At 73.3% G+C, this 15,903-nt stretch carries 14 protein-coding genes; 6 read left to right on the plus strand and 8 right to left on the minus strand.

The features are described from left to right. The first annotated feature begins 50 nt into the window (after positions 1 to 50). The 3 genes from JK363_RS24550 (at position 51) to JK363_RS24560 (ending at position 4,793) form a co-directional block, all read left to right on the plus strand. On the plus strand, positions 51 to 1,403 hold the full coding sequence (locus JK363_RS24550; RefSeq protein WP_201877317.1) for a tetratricopeptide repeat protein: 1,353 nt from the start codon (positions 51 to 53) through the stop codon (positions 1,401 to 1,403). After that, a complete protein-coding gene (locus JK363_RS24555) occupies positions 1,400 to 2,983 on the plus strand; it encodes a nickel transporter (RefSeq protein WP_201877318.1) in 1,584 nt (527 codons plus the stop codon). Before JK363_RS24550 ends, JK363_RS24555 begins: the two co-directional genes overlap by 4 nt. 259 nt (positions 2,984 to 3,242) lie before the next feature. Then, positions 3,243 to 4,793: a serine/threonine-protein kinase gene (locus tag JK363_RS24560; protein WP_236076077.1), complete on the plus strand. Its 1,551-nt coding sequence runs from the start codon at positions 3,243 to 3,245 to the stop codon at positions 4,791 to 4,793. A gap of 2 nt (positions 4,794 to 4,795) precedes the next feature. On the opposite strand, the gene JK363_RS24565 is transcribed toward JK363_RS24560, so the two are convergent. Next, positions 4,796 to 5,602, minus strand: a complete 807-nt coding sequence (locus JK363_RS24565) for an SGNH/GDSL hydrolase family protein (protein ID WP_201877320.1) — start codon at positions 5,600 to 5,602, stop codon at positions 4,796 to 4,798. 532 nt (positions 5,603 to 6,134) lie between these two features. Here JK363_RS24565 and JK363_RS24570 point away from each other — a divergent pair. Further along, the gene (locus JK363_RS24570; protein ID WP_201877438.1) at positions 6,135 to 7,247 is read left to right on the plus strand and encodes a DUF5925 domain-containing protein; all 1,113 of its coding nucleotides are present in this window, start codon (positions 6,135 to 6,137) and stop codon (positions 7,245 to 7,247) included. Positions 7,248 to 7,263: 16 nt separating this feature from the next. Here JK363_RS24570 and ddaH read toward each other — a convergent pair whose 3' ends face one another. Both ddaH and JK363_RS24580 read right to left on the minus strand, forming a co-directional pair. Next, positions 7,264 to 8,040 (minus strand): dimethylargininase, encoded by a 777-nt coding sequence (gene ddaH, locus JK363_RS24575; RefSeq protein ID WP_201877322.1) that lies wholly within the window; start codon positions 8,038 to 8,040, stop codon positions 7,264 to 7,266. A 102-nt stretch (positions 8,041 to 8,142) separates the two neighbouring features. Continuing rightward, positions 8,143 to 8,520, minus strand: coding sequence for a GntR family transcriptional regulator (locus JK363_RS24580; RefSeq protein WP_201877323.1), 378 nt, complete (start codon positions 8,518 to 8,520; stop codon positions 8,143 to 8,145). A gap of 139 nt (positions 8,521 to 8,659) precedes the next feature. Here JK363_RS24580 and JK363_RS24585 point away from each other — a divergent pair, with 139 nt between their 5' ends. Next, entirely contained in the window at positions 8,660 to 9,589 is a 930-nt protein-coding gene (locus JK363_RS24585) for a GNAT family N-acetyltransferase (protein ID WP_201877324.1), read from the plus strand. On the opposite strand, the gene JK363_RS24590 is transcribed toward JK363_RS24585, so the two are convergent. The 3 genes from JK363_RS24590 to JK363_RS24600 form a co-directional block, all read right to left on the minus strand. Beyond that, positions 9,552 to 10,739: a methyltransferase domain-containing protein gene (locus JK363_RS24590; RefSeq protein WP_201877325.1), complete on the minus strand. Its 1,188-nt coding sequence runs from the start codon at positions 10,737 to 10,739 to the stop codon at positions 9,552 to 9,554. The two genes, JK363_RS24585 and JK363_RS24590, sit on opposite strands and share 38 nt — an antisense overlap. Before the next feature lie 37 nt (positions 10,740 to 10,776). Further along, positions 10,777 to 11,541 (minus strand): SAM-dependent methyltransferase, encoded by a 765-nt coding sequence (locus tag JK363_RS24595; RefSeq protein WP_201877326.1) that lies wholly within the window; start codon positions 11,539 to 11,541, stop codon positions 10,777 to 10,779. A 74-nt stretch (positions 11,542 to 11,615) separates the two neighbouring features. Beyond that, positions 11,616 to 12,224 (minus strand): NADPH-dependent FMN reductase, encoded by a 609-nt coding sequence (locus JK363_RS24600; RefSeq protein ID WP_201877327.1) that lies wholly within the window; start codon positions 12,222 to 12,224, stop codon positions 11,616 to 11,618. A 134-nt stretch (positions 12,225 to 12,358) separates the two neighbouring features. Between JK363_RS24600 and JK363_RS24605 the strand changes: the two genes are divergently transcribed. Further along, positions 12,359 to 13,222, plus strand: a complete 864-nt coding sequence (locus tag JK363_RS24605; protein WP_201877329.1) for a helix-turn-helix domain-containing protein — start codon at positions 12,359 to 12,361, stop codon at positions 13,220 to 13,222. Between the two features lie 69 nt (positions 13,223 to 13,291). Here JK363_RS24605 and JK363_RS24610 read toward each other — a convergent pair whose 3' ends face one another. Continuing rightward, entirely contained in the window at positions 13,292 to 14,557 is a 1,266-nt protein-coding gene (locus JK363_RS24610; RefSeq protein WP_201877330.1) for an MFS transporter, read from the minus strand. Beyond that, the gene (locus tag JK363_RS24615; RefSeq protein ID WP_201877332.1) at positions 14,554 to 15,723 is read right to left on the minus strand and encodes a PLP-dependent cysteine synthase family protein; all 1,170 of its coding nucleotides are present in this window, start codon (positions 15,721 to 15,723) and stop codon (positions 14,554 to 14,556) included. The genes JK363_RS24610 and JK363_RS24615 overlap by 4 nt, the downstream gene beginning before the upstream one ends. Positions 15,724 to 15,903 lie beyond the last annotated feature (180 nt).

The raw sequence follows: 15,903 nt of genomic DNA on the forward strand, positions 1-15,903 counted from the left end.
CCTCCCTCCCCCGTTCCCGGCGTACGTTCCGGCGAAAGGCAACAGTCACCATGGCTCTTCGGCCCCTCCTCCCCCACACGCCCCGCACCGCCGCGGTCGTGTGCGCGCTCGCGGTGGGTCTGACCGCCGCCTCGGTCGTGATCGACGGGCCGGGCGGATCCGATGACGGGCCCGCCGCGGCCCGCGACGCACGGCCCGCCGCGGCCCGGCTCGAGCAGATCACCGCGGACGGCCTCGCCGGCCGGATCAGCGCGTTGCAGCGGCATCTGCGCGCCGAGCCGAAGGACGCGGTGGGCTGGGCCCAACTCGGCTCCGCATATGTGGAGCAAGCCCGCGGCACCGGCGACCCCACCCGCTATCCGCAGGCGCAGAAGGCGTTCGCCCGGTCCCTGACCGCCCAGCCGCGCGACAACGACACCGCGCTCGCCGGGCGCGCCTCGCTCGCCGCCGCCCGCCATGACTTCAAGGGCGCACTGCGCGACGCCGACAAGGCACTGAAGGTGAACGCCTACAGCCAGGCCGCGATGGCGGTCCGCGTGGACGCCCTCGTCGAACTCGGCCGCTACCAGGACGCGTACAAGGCCGCGGAGCACGCCGACGCCACCCGCCCCGGCATCCCCGTCTTCACCCGGCTCGCCTATGTCCTGGAGCTGCGCGGTGAACCGGCGAAGGCACGGACGGTGCTGCTGCGCGCCAAGGACTCCGCGACCTCGCCCAGCGACATCGCCTACGTCTCCACCGCGCTCGGTCAACTCGCCTGGGGCCAGGGCCGGTACACCACCGCCCGCGACGCCTACGACACCGCGCTGCGGGCCGTCCCCGGCTATCTGCCCGCGCTGGAGGGGCGGGGCCGCACCGCGGCGGCCGACGGGCGGCTCGACGCCGGGATCCGCGATCTGAAGAAGGTCGTCCAGCGCTATCCGCTGCCCGCGGAGCTGGCGGCCCTCGGCGAGGCGTACGAGGCGCGCGGCGACCGTACGCAGGGGCGCCGCCAGTACGCCGTGGTGGACACCTGGATCACCCTGGCGAAGGCCAACGGCGTGGCGACCGACCTCGACAGCGCGCTGGTCGCCGCCGATCACGGCGACGCCAAGGAGGCGTTGAAGGCGGCCCGCGCCGAATGGGACCGGCGGCGGACGGTGCACACCGCCGACGCCCTCGCCTGGGCCCTGCACCGCACCGGCGAGGACACGAAGGCCCTGGGCTACGCCGAGCGCGCCGCCGAACCGGGCTATCGCAACGCGGCGTTCCTCTACCACCGGGGCATGATCGAGAAGTCGCTGGGCGAGAAGGCCGCCGCCCGCCGCCACCTCCGCGCCGCGCTCGACCTCAACCCCGGCTTCTCCCCCACCGCCTCCCGTACGGCGAAGGCGGCGCTGAAGCAGTTGGGCGGTGCCCGATGAGCTTCCGGTTCCGGTTCCGCGTGCGCCGCCTGATGGCCGCCGCGGGCGTGCTGACGGGCGCCGCGGCGCTGGTCGTGCTGCCCGCGGGCAGCGCCTCCGCGCATCCGCTCGGCAACTTCACGGTCAACCGCTACGACGGGCTGGTCGTCGCCCCCGGACAGCTGCGGGTGGACCATGTCGAGGACCTGGCCGAGATCCCCTCCTCACAGGCGAGGCCGGAGATCGACCGCGATGGCGACGGTTCCCTCGCGGCACGCGAGGTGAACGCATGGGCGGCGCGCCGGTGCGCAAGCGCCGCACGCGGGGCGCAACTGACCATCGACGGGCGCGCGGTGCCGGTGCGCGCCGCCCACAGCACCGGTCACACCCGACGGGGCCAGGCGGGGCTGCCGACCCTGCGTGTCGAATGCCGGCTGACGGCCGCACTGGCGCGCGGGGAGCGGACGGCCGTCTCGTACCGTCCGAAGGACATCGGAACCGGCCCCGGCTGGCGGGAGATGACCGCCCAGGGCGACCGGATGACGCTCTCCGGCGCCGGTGTGCCGGAGGACTCCGCCTCCCGGCGGCTGACCGGCTACCCCGGGGACCAGCTCTCCTCACCGCCCGACCAGCGCTCGGTCACCCTGCGGGCACGCCCCGGCGGCCCGGCGCTCGCCGCCTCGCCCGACGACGAGGAGGAGGCGAAGGGGGTGGCCTCGGGGATGCTGCCGCGCGGTGTCGACCGCTGGACCGAGGCGCTGACCTCGATGGTGGCGCGCCATGACATCACCTTCGGCTTCGCGCTCACCGCGTTCGCCACCGCCGTGCTGCTCGGCGCGATGCACGCGATGGCCCCCGGGCACGGCAAGACGATGATGGCGGCGGCCGCCGCGGCGGGCGGGCGCAGCGCGCTGCGCGATGTGGTGGTGCTGGGCGCGTCGGTGACGGTCACCCACACGATGGGGGTGTTCGCGCTGGGACTGATGGTCACGGCGGGGTCGGCGGCGGCGCCCTCGGTGATCTCGTGGCTGGGCATCGCGAGCGGACTGCTGGTCTCGGCGGCCGGGGCCCGGCTGCTGCGCAAGGCGCTGCGCCGCCGACGGCAACTGAGCCATGAGCACCACCATCACGGCCATGAGCACGGCCATACACATGACCACGAGCACAGCCACAGCCACGACCACGGGCACGGGCATACCCACACCCACGACCACGGGGACGGGCACACCCACACCCATGAGCTGCGGCCCACCCTCCGCGGCACCGTGCTGCTCGGTTTCGCCGGGGGTCTGGTCCCCAGCCCCTCCGCCGTCATCGTGCTGGTGGGCGCGGCGGCGCTGGGGCAGGCGTGGTTCGGCTTCCTGCTGGTGCTGGCGTACGGGCTCGGTCTGGCACTGACGCTCACGCTCGCCGGGTTCGCGGTGGTGCGGCTCGGGCACCGGGCCGCGGAGCGGCTGAGCGCCCGCCGCGCGGCGGCCACGGGCCGCGCGCACCGGCTGCTGGGGGCGCTCCACCGCGCCTCCCCGGTGGGCACCGCCGCCGTGGTGCTGGCGCTCGGATGCGGATTGGTGCTCAGGGGGGCCGCAACTACGCTCGGTTGAGGTACATTCACCCCGAGTTGCTGGCTTGGGGGGAGGGCTCGGCATGAGTGACGAGGCGAGTGAGCCGAAGGGGCGCGACCCTGACGAAAGGGAGAGCGCGCGGAGGCCCCGAGGAACGGGGGGTCGAGCACGGTCGACCGTCGGCAGGGGCTTTGGCGCCCCGGAGGCGAACCGAGCCCTGGACGACGCTGCGGGGCGGCGGGGCGAGCGGGTGGCCGGGGGGCGTTACCGCCTTCTGGACGCGTTGGGCCGCGGCGGGATGGGCATCGTGTGGCGGGCGTACGACGAGGCGCTGGGCCGCGAGGTCGCCATCAAGGAGGTCCATGCCCCGGCCGGGCTCGGCGACCGTGACATCGGGCGGCTCTACGCCCGGCTGGAGCGTGAGGGCCGGGCCGCCGCGCGGGTCTCGCACCGCAATGTGGTCACGGTGTACGACGTGGCGCTGGAGGGCGGCCGCCCCTGGATCGTGATGGAGCTGGTGCGCGGTCTGTCCCTGTCGGACGTCCTGGACGCGGAGGGCCATCTGCCGCCCGCGCGGGCGGCGTTCATCGGCGCCGAGGTGCTGACCGCACTGCGGGCGGCCCATGGGGTCGGGGTGCTGCACCGGGACGTCAAACCCGGCAACGTACTGATCGCCAACGACGGCCGGGTGGTGCTCACCGACTTCGGTATCGCGGTGGTGGAGGGCGATTCGGCGCTGACGCTGACCGGGGAACTGGTGGGCTCGGCGGAGTACCTCGCGCCGGAGCGCGCCCTCGGTGAGCCGCCGGGTCCCGCCACCGATCTGTGGTCCCTGGGCGTGCTGCTGTACGCGGCGGTCGAGGGCGTCTCGCCGTTCCGCCAGGACACCCCGCTGAGCACCCTGCGCGCGGTGGTGGACGCGTCGCTCCCGGAGCCGCGCCGGGCCGGACCGCTCGCCCCCGTTCTGGAGGGGCTGCTGCACAAGGATCCACGGCTGCGGCTTACGGCGGCCGAGGCCGAGCGGATGCTGCGGCTGGTGGCGGCGGGCGGTGCGCCACGGGCGTCGTCGGCCCCGGTGCCCGCCCCCGTACCCGCGCCCGTACCGTCGGCGGATGTCGCCTCGGACGGACCGGGCACCGCGCCATTCGACCCCACCCCTGCCCCTCCGGCCCCTCCCCCGCCCGACGACGGGCAGCCGTCGGGCCATCGGCCCCGCCGCGCGGTGGCCGCGCTGGCGGCGGGGGCGCTGCTGGCCGCGCTGGCAGTGGGCGGAGTGACCTGGGCACTGCTCGACGACGATGAGGACGGCAACGCCCCGCGCGGTGGGGCCGGTTCGCACACCGCCACCCCCACCGCAGGGGGCGCGGACCACCCCACGTCCGACACCACCGCGGGTGGCGGCGATTCGGACTCCCGCCCGGCGGACGGCACCTCGTCCTCGAAGCGGCCGTCCCTCACCATCACCATCGTCGTGACGGCGGCGCGCGGCGGCTACCAAGGAGCATGCCCGCCACCGCAGGACGAGGCGCCGTCCTTCACCGCGACCGTCACGGTGAACCGCGCGCCCACGACCGTGGAGTACCGCTGGTTCACCGGAAGCGGCGAGGTGTCCGATCCGGGCTGGAAGAAGCTGGAGTTCACCGGCGGCGCGGCGGGGTCGCCCTCGTCCCGGACGGTGCGCCATACGGAGGCGGCGCCCGGAGCCCGCAAGGACTGGATCGCCGTGGAGGCCAGGAGCCCGAAGGCGGTCGTCTCCAAGAAGGTGTCGTTCACCGTGTTGTGCGAGGAGGCTCCGACGGACGGAGCCTCCTCTTCGGCTTCCTCATCGCCCTCGTCCGAGGGCGGTTGAGATCAGGCGGCCGCGGAGAACGCGGGGAGGTACCCGCCGGACTGTCCGGCGGCGTTGGGGTGGTACGAGTCGTCGATGGGCCAGGTGACGCTGTTCAGCCAGGCACTGCCGGAGCAGATCTCATGGCCGGTGAAGCGGCTGGTGACATCGGCGAAGGTGAAGCCGTGGTCGGCGGCGCGCTTGGCGGTGATGGAGTTGAGCAGGTCGGCCGCCCCGTTGATGGCGGCGCGCTCGTTCTCGGACAGACCCAGGAGGCAGGAGCCGTTCAGCTTGTAGAAGCGCGGGTAGCCGAGGACAACGACGTGGGCGGAGGGGGACTTGGCACTGATCGCGTTGTAGACCTGGTCGAGCCTGCCGGGCAGGGTGCTCTGGGCGAAGGCGCGAGCGCTGGCGATCTTGTTGAGGCATGCGCTCTCGCCGGGGAGCACACAGGTGGTCATGACGTCGGCGAACCCGGCGTCATTGCCCCCGATGCTGACGCTGACGAGTCCGGTGCCGGAGTTGAGCGGCCCGAGCTGGCTGTTGAGGACGTCGGCGGTCTTGGCGCCCGAGCATGCGGTGAAGTTGAAGCTGGAGGGGGAGTGGGAGGCGGCCCAGAGCGCGGGGTACGCCTTGGTGCTGCGCTTGCAGCCGCCGCTGGAGCTGTCGTAGCTGCCCGCGCCGACGCCGGATGAGTAGGAGTCACCCAGCGCCACATAGGCGGGACCCGCGCTGTTCTCGGTGGCGTGAGCGGTGCCGGCCCCGGTGAGGGCGAGGACGGCGCCTACGGCGAGCGCTCCGACGGCAGCCGTGAGTCTGGACAGTTTCATTCGATCTCCCTAGCAGGGTCGCTGCTGTGCCGATGTGAGGCGCGATCACCCCGGAAGGGGGCAAACGCGTTCGAAACCGTCAGTCACGCCGCCGTCCGCACCGACGACATGACATGGCTATGTCATCCCGTCGAACGGACCCATCCATGCGCGCAGTTGGCAAAATCTTGCGGTTCACCGGGGTCGTTGACCCCGGGCGCCCCCAGGCGCACACCGGGGCGCACACGACATTGACGCCCGGCATCCGGCGCTTCGGGGGGGGGCAAAGTCGCCAATGCAGACCATCACTGACGACATGCCGACGGCGAGCAGCGTGCCGGTCCGCCACCGCCTCGCGCCCGTCAACCCGGCCCGTTTCCTACTTGACGCCCCACAAAGGGTGAAAGTATCCGTGAACGCCCCCATTCCGGTGGGCTTCTTCGGAACCGCTCGCCAAACGGCCACAAACCCCGGTGCGTGGACGCCCCTCGTGCTGGATCATGGGGCGGGTGCGCTGACCGACGCACCGACCCGCGTATCCAGGAGGCAGGCCCTGCCCGCGACACCCGCCGAACAGTCCCTCCCGATCCGGCTGAACGTCGATGACAGCGACTCGCCGTCGGATGTTGTCGACGCGCTCTTCCTCGGGCGCTTCGCCACCGGTGAGCAGCCGTACGCCCGCAGCCACTCCGTGGACCGCGTCAAGTCCGGGGTGAGCCTGCTGCCGCCCTCGGCCACCGTGCTGCGCGCGGCCCGTGACGACGACCGCAGCGCGACGCTCGCCGAGGGCGACGGCTGGACACTGCTGGTGTCCCGGTGGAACCGGGGCGCGGACGTGACCGTGACCGCCGTCGAGGACGCGCTCGCCGAGAAGGTGCTGCGCCAGGCGGTCGACGGCGCGGAGGACGAACCGGAACCCCAGCCGGAGAACGTGTCGATGGGCTTCTGGTACGTCTCCCCGCGGCGTGGTCCGCACCGCACCACCCGTCAGATCGCCGCCGGGACCTGGGAGGAGATCCGCGGCAACTACACCGCTCCGGTCGCCGAGGCGATGGACGGGCTGATGAAGATCACCCCCGATGACATCGCCGGACGACTTCTGCTGCTGCACGGCCCGCCCGGCACCGGCAAGACCTCGGCGCTGCGCACCCTGGCCCGCTCCTGGCGGGACTGGTGCCAGGTGGACTGCGTACTGGACCCGGAGCGGCTGTTCACCGACGTCGGCTATCTGATGGACATCGCGATCGGCGAGGACGACGGCTCGGCCAAGGGCCGCTGGCGGCTTCTGCTGCTGGAGGACTGCGACGAGCTGATCCGCGGCGAGGCCAAGCACACCGCGGGCCAGGCGCTGTCCCGGCTGCTGAACCTGACGGACGGTCTGCTCGGCCAGGGGCGCAATGTGCTGGTCGGGGTGACCACCAACGAGGATCTGGAGCGGCTGCACCCGGCCGTGGTCCGCCCCGGCCGCTGTCTGGCCCGGATCGAGGTCGGAAAGCTGACCCGCGCGGAGGCGCTCAGCTGGCTCGGCGGCGAGGCCGACGGCCGGGAGGACACCGTCGGGCGGGACGGCGCCACCCTGGCCGAGCTGTTCGCGCTGCGCCGCGGCACCCGGCCCGCGTCAGTGCCCGTCCAGCCGGGCGACGCGGACGCGGGGCTGTATCTGTGAGCCGTCGGTCCCGGCCTTACCCGTACAGCTCCCGCAGCCGTACGGACAGGCAGGTCACACAGCCCTCCATCTTCTCGAACTCGCTGATGTCCACCGGCACCGGCTCATAGCCGAGGTCGGCGAAGAGCTCGGCGCTGCGCGGCGCGCTCTTCGCCATCAGCAGCCGCCCGCCGCCGAGCAGCACCACATGGGCGCCGGACTCCTCGGGGACGGGCAGGAAGCGGGGGAACGCGGCGGGGTCGTCGACCAGCGGCGGATAGCCGATGACGGTCCCGTCGGGGAGGGCGGTGACCGCCGACTTCAGATGGAGCACCCGGCTGACCGGTACGGCCACCACCCGGGCCCCCAGGGGCTCGAAGACGGCGCGCAACTGCCGTACGCCCTCGCCGTTGGTGCGTCCGCCGCGCCCCACATACAGCGTGTCGCCGATCTTGAGGATGTCGCCACCGTCCAGCGTTCCGGGCTCGCGGACCCGGTTCAGGGAACAGCCGAGGGCGGTCACGGTCTCCTCGGCGGCGGCCGTCTCCGGCCTGCGGGACCCGGCGCCGGGGCGGGCGATCAGCGCGACGTTCTTGTGGACGACCATGGTGTCCTCGATGAACACCCCGTCCGGGCAGTCGTCGAGCGGGGGCACCTCCACCGTCTCCCAGCCGTGCGCGCGCAAGCAGGCGACGTAGTCCTCCCACTGCCGCAGGGCGAGCTCCGGGTCGACGGGCTTGCGGTCGATATGGGTGACCAGTCCGTCGGCGAGGCGCGGGCTGGGGCGGCGGACGAGGGCTTTCCGGCTGGCCATGGGGTGGGGCTCCTTGTCGGGGCGGGGAAGTGGTCATGTCGAGGCCGGGGTCGGGCCCGGGGGCCCGGGGGTTCGGGCCCGGGGGTTCGGGACGCCGGGGGTTCAGGACGCGTCGTACGCGGCCCGCAGCGCGTCCTCGACGGCGGCGAGCGCGTCCGCGCGGTCCAGGCCGAGGCGTTGCGCCCGCTGGACGTAGGCCGAGGCGGCCTCGGCCGCCTGGCGCCGGGCCGCGTCGCCCGCCGCCGCCACGAAGGAGCCGTGACGGCCCCGGGTCTCGATCACCCCGTCGGACTCCAGCGCCCGGTACGCCTTGGCGACCGTGTTCGCCGCAAGCCCCAGCTCCTCGGCGAAGCCACGCACGGTGGGCAGTTTGTAGCCCACGGGCAGCGCGCCGGAGCGGGCCTGTTCGGCGATCTGGGCGCGGATCTGCTCGAAGGGGGCGGTCGCCGCGTCCGGGTCGACGGTGATCTGCAAGGCCACTCGGGGCTCCTCGGCGTGTGGGCGGGGGGATGGTCCGGCGGGTGTGTCCTCACCATTGTGTGATGTCGTGGTGTGACGTCGTACCGGTGTCCGGAAATCGTGCGGCACGCCGGGCGGGGACACCGTAGCCTGCGACACCATGACCATGATCGTGCGCGATTTCCGTCCCGCCGACGCGGAGGCCGTGGCCGCGGCGCGCCGCTCCGCCTTCCCCTATCTGGTGACCACGGCGGAGACCGTGACCTGGGAAGTGGCCGGTGCGCCCGCCGAACGGCAGTACCGGCTGCTGGTCGCCGAGGTCGACGGCCAGGTGGTGGGCTCGTCCGAGATCGGTGTCTTCCACGAGAGCGAGGAACCGGGGCTGGCCTTCGCCAACACCTCGGTGCGGACGGACACGCTGGGCCGGGGCGTGGGTTCGGCGCTGGTGACCGCGGCGGAGGAGTGGCTCGCCGGGCTCGGGGCCGCCAAGATCTTCGCCTGGACGGTGGAGGCCCCGCACGCGGTGACGTTCGCCGAGCGCCGCGGCTACCGGCGCGGGCGTTCCTCCCGGGTCCAGCGGCTGGACCTCACCACGGCCGCCCTGCCGCCGCTGGACCCGCACGGGCTGCCGGACGGGGTGGAACTGCGGACGGCGGCGGACTTCCTCAATGATCCGCGTCCGCTGTACGAGGCGGACGTCGAGTGCACCGAGGACGAACCGGACGACGTGCCCGCCGGGCGACTGCCGTACGACCAGTGGATCACCCTGACCTGGGAACACCCCTCCCTGGACCGCGAGCTGACCACGGTGGCCGTGGTGGACGGGACCGTCGCCGCGTACAGCGTGGCGCATACGGACGGCCGTGGCAGCTACTGGTCGGGGATGACCGGTACGCTCCGCGCCTTCCGAGGCCGGGGGCTGGCGAAGCTGGCCAAGAACGACGCGCTGCACCGCGCGCGAGCGGCTGGCTGTCGCGAGGCCTTCACCGGGAACGACGGCGACAACCAGCCGATGTTGGCGATCAACAAGTGGTTCGGCTACGAGCCCGCGGTCACGGAGTGGCGCTATGTCCGGGAGCTGGCGGCGTAACGGGGGATGACATCGGCAGGGGCATGAGCCGGTCGGGACCCGCGGGATCGAACCCGATGGTGTCGCCCGGCTCGTGCCAGTGCAGAACGAACCGCTCGCCCGCCCGGTACGCCTCCAGGCCCGCGCGGCAGTACGCCACCATGTCGTCCGGCAGCGCGCCCAGCGGGAACCAGCCGAGCTCCGAGCACTTGTCCGGTTCGCGGTTGACCGGCTCATGGCCCGCCGCCCCCGGCCCCGCCTCGGCGTCCGCCTCGAAGAACCAGCCGGTGCGGGGCGCGCCCGCGGGGGACTTGTGCTGCATGACCAGCGCGACCCGGACCTCGTCGGGGGCGAGGACGATCCCGGTCTCCTCCTCCGCCTCGCGGATCAGCGCGGCCCGTACGTCCTCGCCGTCCTCGACATGGCCGGACGGGGCATGCAGCAGCCCGTCGGCATAGCCGGTGCCGGAGCGGCGGCCGAGCAGCACCTCCCCGCCACGGCGCAGGATCAGATGGACATCGACGATCTCGGTGTGACGGGCGGGGCTGGCGGGGCGGGCGAGGTCGGCGACGAGGACATAGCGCTCGTCCCGCACCTCCCGGCCCCACAGCGCCGCGTCCGGGCCGAGCTGCTCCAGCTGGGTGCGGACCGCCAACGGCGCAACCATCCGGGTCAGTTCGGCCGACTCGAGACCGACCGGCTCGGACTCCCCCCAGCGGCCTTCGACCAGCACCAGCCGTCCACCGGGCCGCAGCAGCCGCGCCCAGTGCCGGAGCACCGCCTCGGGCCGGGGCAGCAGCCACAGCAGATGGCGCACCAGCAGGACGTCGAAGGCCCCCTCCCCCACCGGCGGCGCCGCCGCGTCGCCGACGAGCACGGTGGCGCCGGTCCCGGCCAGCTTGGCGCGGGCGCGCTCGGCCATGGGCGCCGACCGGTCGACGCCGGTCACCCGGTGGCCGTCCTCGGCCAGCAGCAGTGCGAGAGAGCCCGTACCGCAGCCGAGGTCGAGGACGTCGAGCGGCCGGCTGGGCGGTCGTTCGGGAAGCCAGTCGCGCAGTCGCGCAGCCCACGCGGCCCTTACGTCCGGATCGCGCAGTCCGTGGTCCGGCTCGTGGTCGAAGTCCGCCGCGGCGGCGTCCCAGTAGGCGGTGGTGGTGTCCTCGGCTCCCATACGAGCGATGGTGCCAGCCGCCACTGACAGCCCGGGATCACCGGGGCGTTGACGGCGGCAGCAGGGACGGCCGCAGCAGAAGGGTGAGGAAGCCGAGGGTGCCCCGGTAGCCCTTCAGCCAGGCGTCGCGGTGCTCGACGGCGGCCCGGTGGGCCGGTACGGCGCCGGGGTCCTCGAGGTGGTCCAGTGCCCACCGCTCCAGTGCGCCGGTCCAGCTCCACTCGTAGTCGTCCCACTCCTGGAGCGTGCTGATGTGGCCGTGGACCGGTGTCCAGCCGTCGGCGACAACGCGGTCCACGGTGGTCGCCAGGTCGGCGTAGTCCTCCGGTACGGCGTCGAGCGCGCCGAGGGTCGGGGTGTCGGGCTCGCGCTCCCAGAAGCCGTCGCCGATCAACACCCGCCCGCCGGGGGCGAGATGGCGCCGGGCCGCGGCAAGGGTGGGCAGCAGACCGCCGAAGGCATGGGCGGCGCCGACGCTGAGGACCACCTCGAAGCGGTGCGGCGCGGTGAACGCGGTGGCGTCGCCCTCGTGCAGCACCAGCCGGTCCCCGACCCCGCGGTCCCGGCTCTCCTCGCGCCCCAGGGCGAGCGCCGCCCCGTCGGTGTCCACGCCCTCGGCCACCGCATCCGGCCGCAGGGCGAGGATCCGCTGAAGCCAGGTGGCTCGTCCGCAGCCGAGGTCCAGCACCCGTGCCCCTTCGGGTACGGCCCGCTCCAGCAGCCGTTCGACCGTCGTGTCGGCGAGCGGTGCGGCGATGGGGTGGTCGGCGTGCGCGAGCCGGGAGATCCGTTGTCGGTCCATCGGGGCAGCCTCGCAGCCGTCCCCGGCCCACGCATCCGCATTTCCCGGGCGTGCCGCCGACCACCCCGCGGTGGCTACTCCGCGGCGGTGTACGGCCGGTCGCGGCGGGCGTCGTGGAGGACCTCGGCCCACCAGTGCAACTCGTCGAGCATGGCCTTTGCCGCGCCGTTCGGACCCTCCGGGTCCAGCAGCGCGCCGTCGGGGCCGAACAGCTCGTAGTAGCGCGGGAACGTCACATGGTGGCGGATCGTGTGCGCCCGCACCTCGGCGAAGACATGGCGCAGCTGCTCCGCCGCGAGGAGGCCACCACTGCTCCCGCCGCTGTAGCCGACGAAGCCCACCGGTTTGGCCACCCACTCGGCGTAGTGCCAGTCGATGGCGACCTTCACGGAAGCGGGGAAGCTGTTGTTGTACTCCGGTATCACCATGACCACCGCGTCGGCCTCCGCGATACGGCGGGTGAGCTCCTCCATCCCGGCCGGGCGCGGCGGTTCGGGGTCGAAGGCGGGCGGTGTGGCGGGGAGGGTCAGGGGGAGGGGAATATCGGCCAGGTCGACGAGGTGGACCGCGAACCGGCCGTCCTCCTCGGCCCGTTCGGCGAACCACTTCGCCACCACCGGGCCGAACCGGCCCTCCCGGACACTGCCGGTGATCACTGCGAGATTGAGGGATTCGCTGGGCATGGTCGCGCTCCTTGCATGTGAGGCAGGTGGACGGCTCCAACCTGCCGGGAGCGGCGGGCACCAGGAAGGCCGCGCTGAGACTGGTAGTGACAGGGCCACCCACCGGACAAGCCCCGGCTGTTACGTTCGGCGGTATGAGCGACAACGAGCTCGGGCTGTTCCTCCGCACGCGCCGTGAGGCCGTCACACCGGCCGATGTGGGGCTGCCCACGGGGCCGCGCCGGCGGACACCGGGGCTGCGCCGGGCCGAACTGGCCACGCTCGCGGGGGTCAGCATCGAGTATGTGACCCGGCTGGAGCAGGGGCGGGACCGGCACCCGTCCGCGCCCGTGCTCTCCGCCCTGGCCGACGCGCTGCGGCTGACGCCGAGTGAGCGCATCCATCTGCACCGGCTCACCAAGGGGGGCGAGGGCGGCTTCAGTTGCACGGGCGGCACACCGCCCGGCCGTACGGTGCGGCCCACCGTGCGGGCGCTCCTCGACCGGCTGGAACCCGCCCCCGCCGTACTGCTCAACCGGCTGAGCGAGGCCCTCGCCTGGACGGACGGTTACGACCGGCTGGCCCGGCCCATCGGTCTGCTGGACCCCTGCGACGGCGGCCCGCCCAACCTCACCCACTTCGTCTTCGCGGACAGCCGGGCGCGCACCGCCTTCCCCGACTGGGACCGGGTCGCCGACGACCACGTCGCCGCCCTCAAAAATGGTCCCTTCCGCGCGGACCGGCATATCGCCACGCTCGCCGACCAGTTGACCATCACCGCCGGGGCCGCCTTCACCGAGCGGGTACGGACCCTGCCCGGCCTGCCGCGGCCAAACGGTGTGCTGCGGCTGGTCCACCCCGAGGAGGGCGAACTGCGCCTGGCCTTCGAGACGCTGGAGCTGCCCGCCGACGACGAGCAGCTCCTGATGGTCCACCTCCCCGCCGACGCGGCGGCGTCCGCCGCGCTCGACCGCTTGGCCGGACGCCGGTCCGGCGCCCTGCGCGCGGTCTCCGGCTGAGCGGGAGGGAACCCCCGATCCGTCTGCGGGTTCCGGCCCCTGGGCCAGGAACCCGCAGACGGCAGGCGGTCAGGCCGTAGCGGGCTGGACGGGGGGTGTGTGCAGATGTCCGGCGCGGGCGAGGGCGGTGAGTGCCGTCGCGCATCCGGCGCCAGTGGCCACCAGCACGGTCCACACCAGCCAGGGACTGTCGGTGTGGGCGGCATCCCATAGCGCACCCAGAGCGAGGTTGCCCAGCGTGATGCCGAGGCCGGAGACGGTGTTGTAGAGGCCGTAGTGAGTGGCGACCAGGTTGTTCCCGGACAGGGCGACCACGGTGTCCATCTCGAAGGGGTAGACCACTGCCCCGGCGGCGGCGAGGAGCGCGACCGATACGGCAAGGGCCGCCAGCACCCCGGCCGCGGACCCGGCGGGCACCACGGCCAGGGGCACGAACGCCGCGCCCATCGCGGCCAGGCCGACCGCCAGTGCCTGGTGCGGGGCGAAGCGCCGCTTGGCCCAGCCGGTCAGCCGCAGCTGCCCGGCCACCGCCACCGCGGCCGAGACCACGAACAAGCCGCTCGTCGCCTTTGTGCCGTCTGCGCCGAGAGCGGCATCGGCGGCCAGCGGCAGCGCCAGGTAGACCTGGAAAGTCAGCACGTAGGAACCGGTCATCGCCGCGGAGAACAGCAGGAACGGCCGGTTGGAGATGACCTGCCGCCACTGCCCCCACACCGAGAGTCCGCCCGTACCCCCGGCCGCTGTCGGATGCGGGCCGGTGCCGTGACGGGCGGGCAGCGCGCGGGCCTGGAGCACACTCAGGGCGGCGAAGACCGCGGCGGCCACCGTACACACAACACGGAAGTCGGCGGCCAGCAGCGCCAGCCCGACCACCGGGCCGAGCAGCATCCCGGCCTGGTAGTAGACGTTGAACGTGGCGAACGCGTCCACCCGTCGCTCGCCGGCCTCGGCGGCGAGGTAGGCGCGTACCGCGGGGTTGAACAGGGCACCGGCGAACCCGGTCGCGGCCGACGCGGCGATCAGTGCGGGGAGGCTGTCGACCCAGCCCAGCAGGGCGAACCCACCGGTGCGCAGCAGGCAGCCCGCCAGAATCGGGGCTTTGTAGCCGAGGCGGTCGGCGATGGTGCCGCCGATGAGGAACATGCCCTGCTGGGAGAGGTTGCGCACGCCGAGCACCAGGCCGACCGTCCATGCCGCCAGGCCCAGGTCCCCCGAGAGGTGGGCGGCGAGGTAGGGCATGAGCATGTAGAAGGCCAGGTTGATGGCGAACTGGTTCACCATCAGCAGCCGTGCGGCAGGGCTGAAGGAACGCGTCTGGGACAGGAGCTTGCTCATCGGCCCGCCCCCGCCACACTCGGGTTTCCCGCGCCGGTGTCCGTGCCGGTGGCGGGGCGCGGGTTGGTGACGGTGCGGCAGCGGGTCCAGCGGGTGACCACCGCCTGACCGGCGTGGGTGATCTCGTCCGGCTCGTCGGCCGGTTCGTGGCCGAGCAGCCGGTGGGTGCGGCAGTAGTCGTCGTCGAAGACGGTGGAGACGTAGCGGTGCGGGCCGTCGGGGAAGACGGCTGCGATGCGGTCCTCGGCCGGGGATGTACGGGTGATGAAGCGGGCGACCAGGGCGACCGCGCCCACGCTCCAGCCGCCGGTGGCATACCGGGTGCGGGCCAGGGCGCGGGCGGCCCACACGGCCTCGGGGGCTGCCACCCAGTGCACCTCGTCGAACATCTCGTACGCGATGTTCTGCGGGTAGATGGATGAGCCCAGGCCGCGCATCAGCCGGACCCCGGCGGGCTGCCCGAAGATGGTCGAGGCGCAGGTGTCCACGCCCACCACCCGCAGCGCGGGGAAGAACGTGCGCAGGACGCGGCCGATGCCCGCGGAGTGGCCGCCGGTGCCGACCGAGACGACCAAGGTGTCGATCCGGCCGAGCTGGGCGACCAGTTCGTGGGCGAGAGACCGGTAGGCGGCCACGTTGTCGGGGTTGTGGTACTGATCCGGACACCACGCGTCCGGGTGTGCGGTCAGCAGCTCGGCCACCTTCTCCCGGCGGGCCTGCTGCCAACCCCCTTCCGGGTGCGGGGTGGTGACGGTGTGGACCTCGGCGCCATAGGCGCGCAGCAGCCCGGTGACCTGTGCTTCCATCCCGGGGTCGGTGACCAGCGAGACGGGATGGCCGAAGGTGATCCCGGCCAGGGCCAGGCCCAGGCCCAGGGTGCCGGAGGTGGACTCCACGATCCGGGCGCCGGGCAGCAGCGCCCCGCGCTCGCGGGCGGCGGCCACCATGTACAGGGCGGTGCGGTCCTTGATACCGCCGGGGTTGTGGCCCTCCAGCTTGGCCCAGAACCCGCGCCCGGCCGTGGTGAACGGCTCGCCCACCCACAGCACGGGCGTATCACCGACCAGAGCGGCCGGTGTGGCGGCCGACCGCGCGGAGGCGGCCAGCAGCTGGGCAGGAGAGGAAGGAACAGCTTCAAGAACGGATGACAGGTGATGGTGGTTCATCGTGACGGCTCTCCCACCGCCGTTGCACGGCAGCCAGCCGGAACAGCGGTGTTCAGGTCGGGGGTGGCAGAACACAGCTCGTCCCGCCGCGCCGCACGCCTGATCGTGGCGCACGGTGCGACGGGCCCTGTCAGTTCCGCCAGACCTGTAACGCCGCCCGCTCTCCACCGCTGGAGTGCG

Source organism: Streptomyces coffeae (assembly GCF_016741875.1).
GTDB lineage: Bacteria > Actinomycetota > Actinomycetes > Streptomycetales > Streptomycetaceae > Streptomyces > Streptomyces coffeae.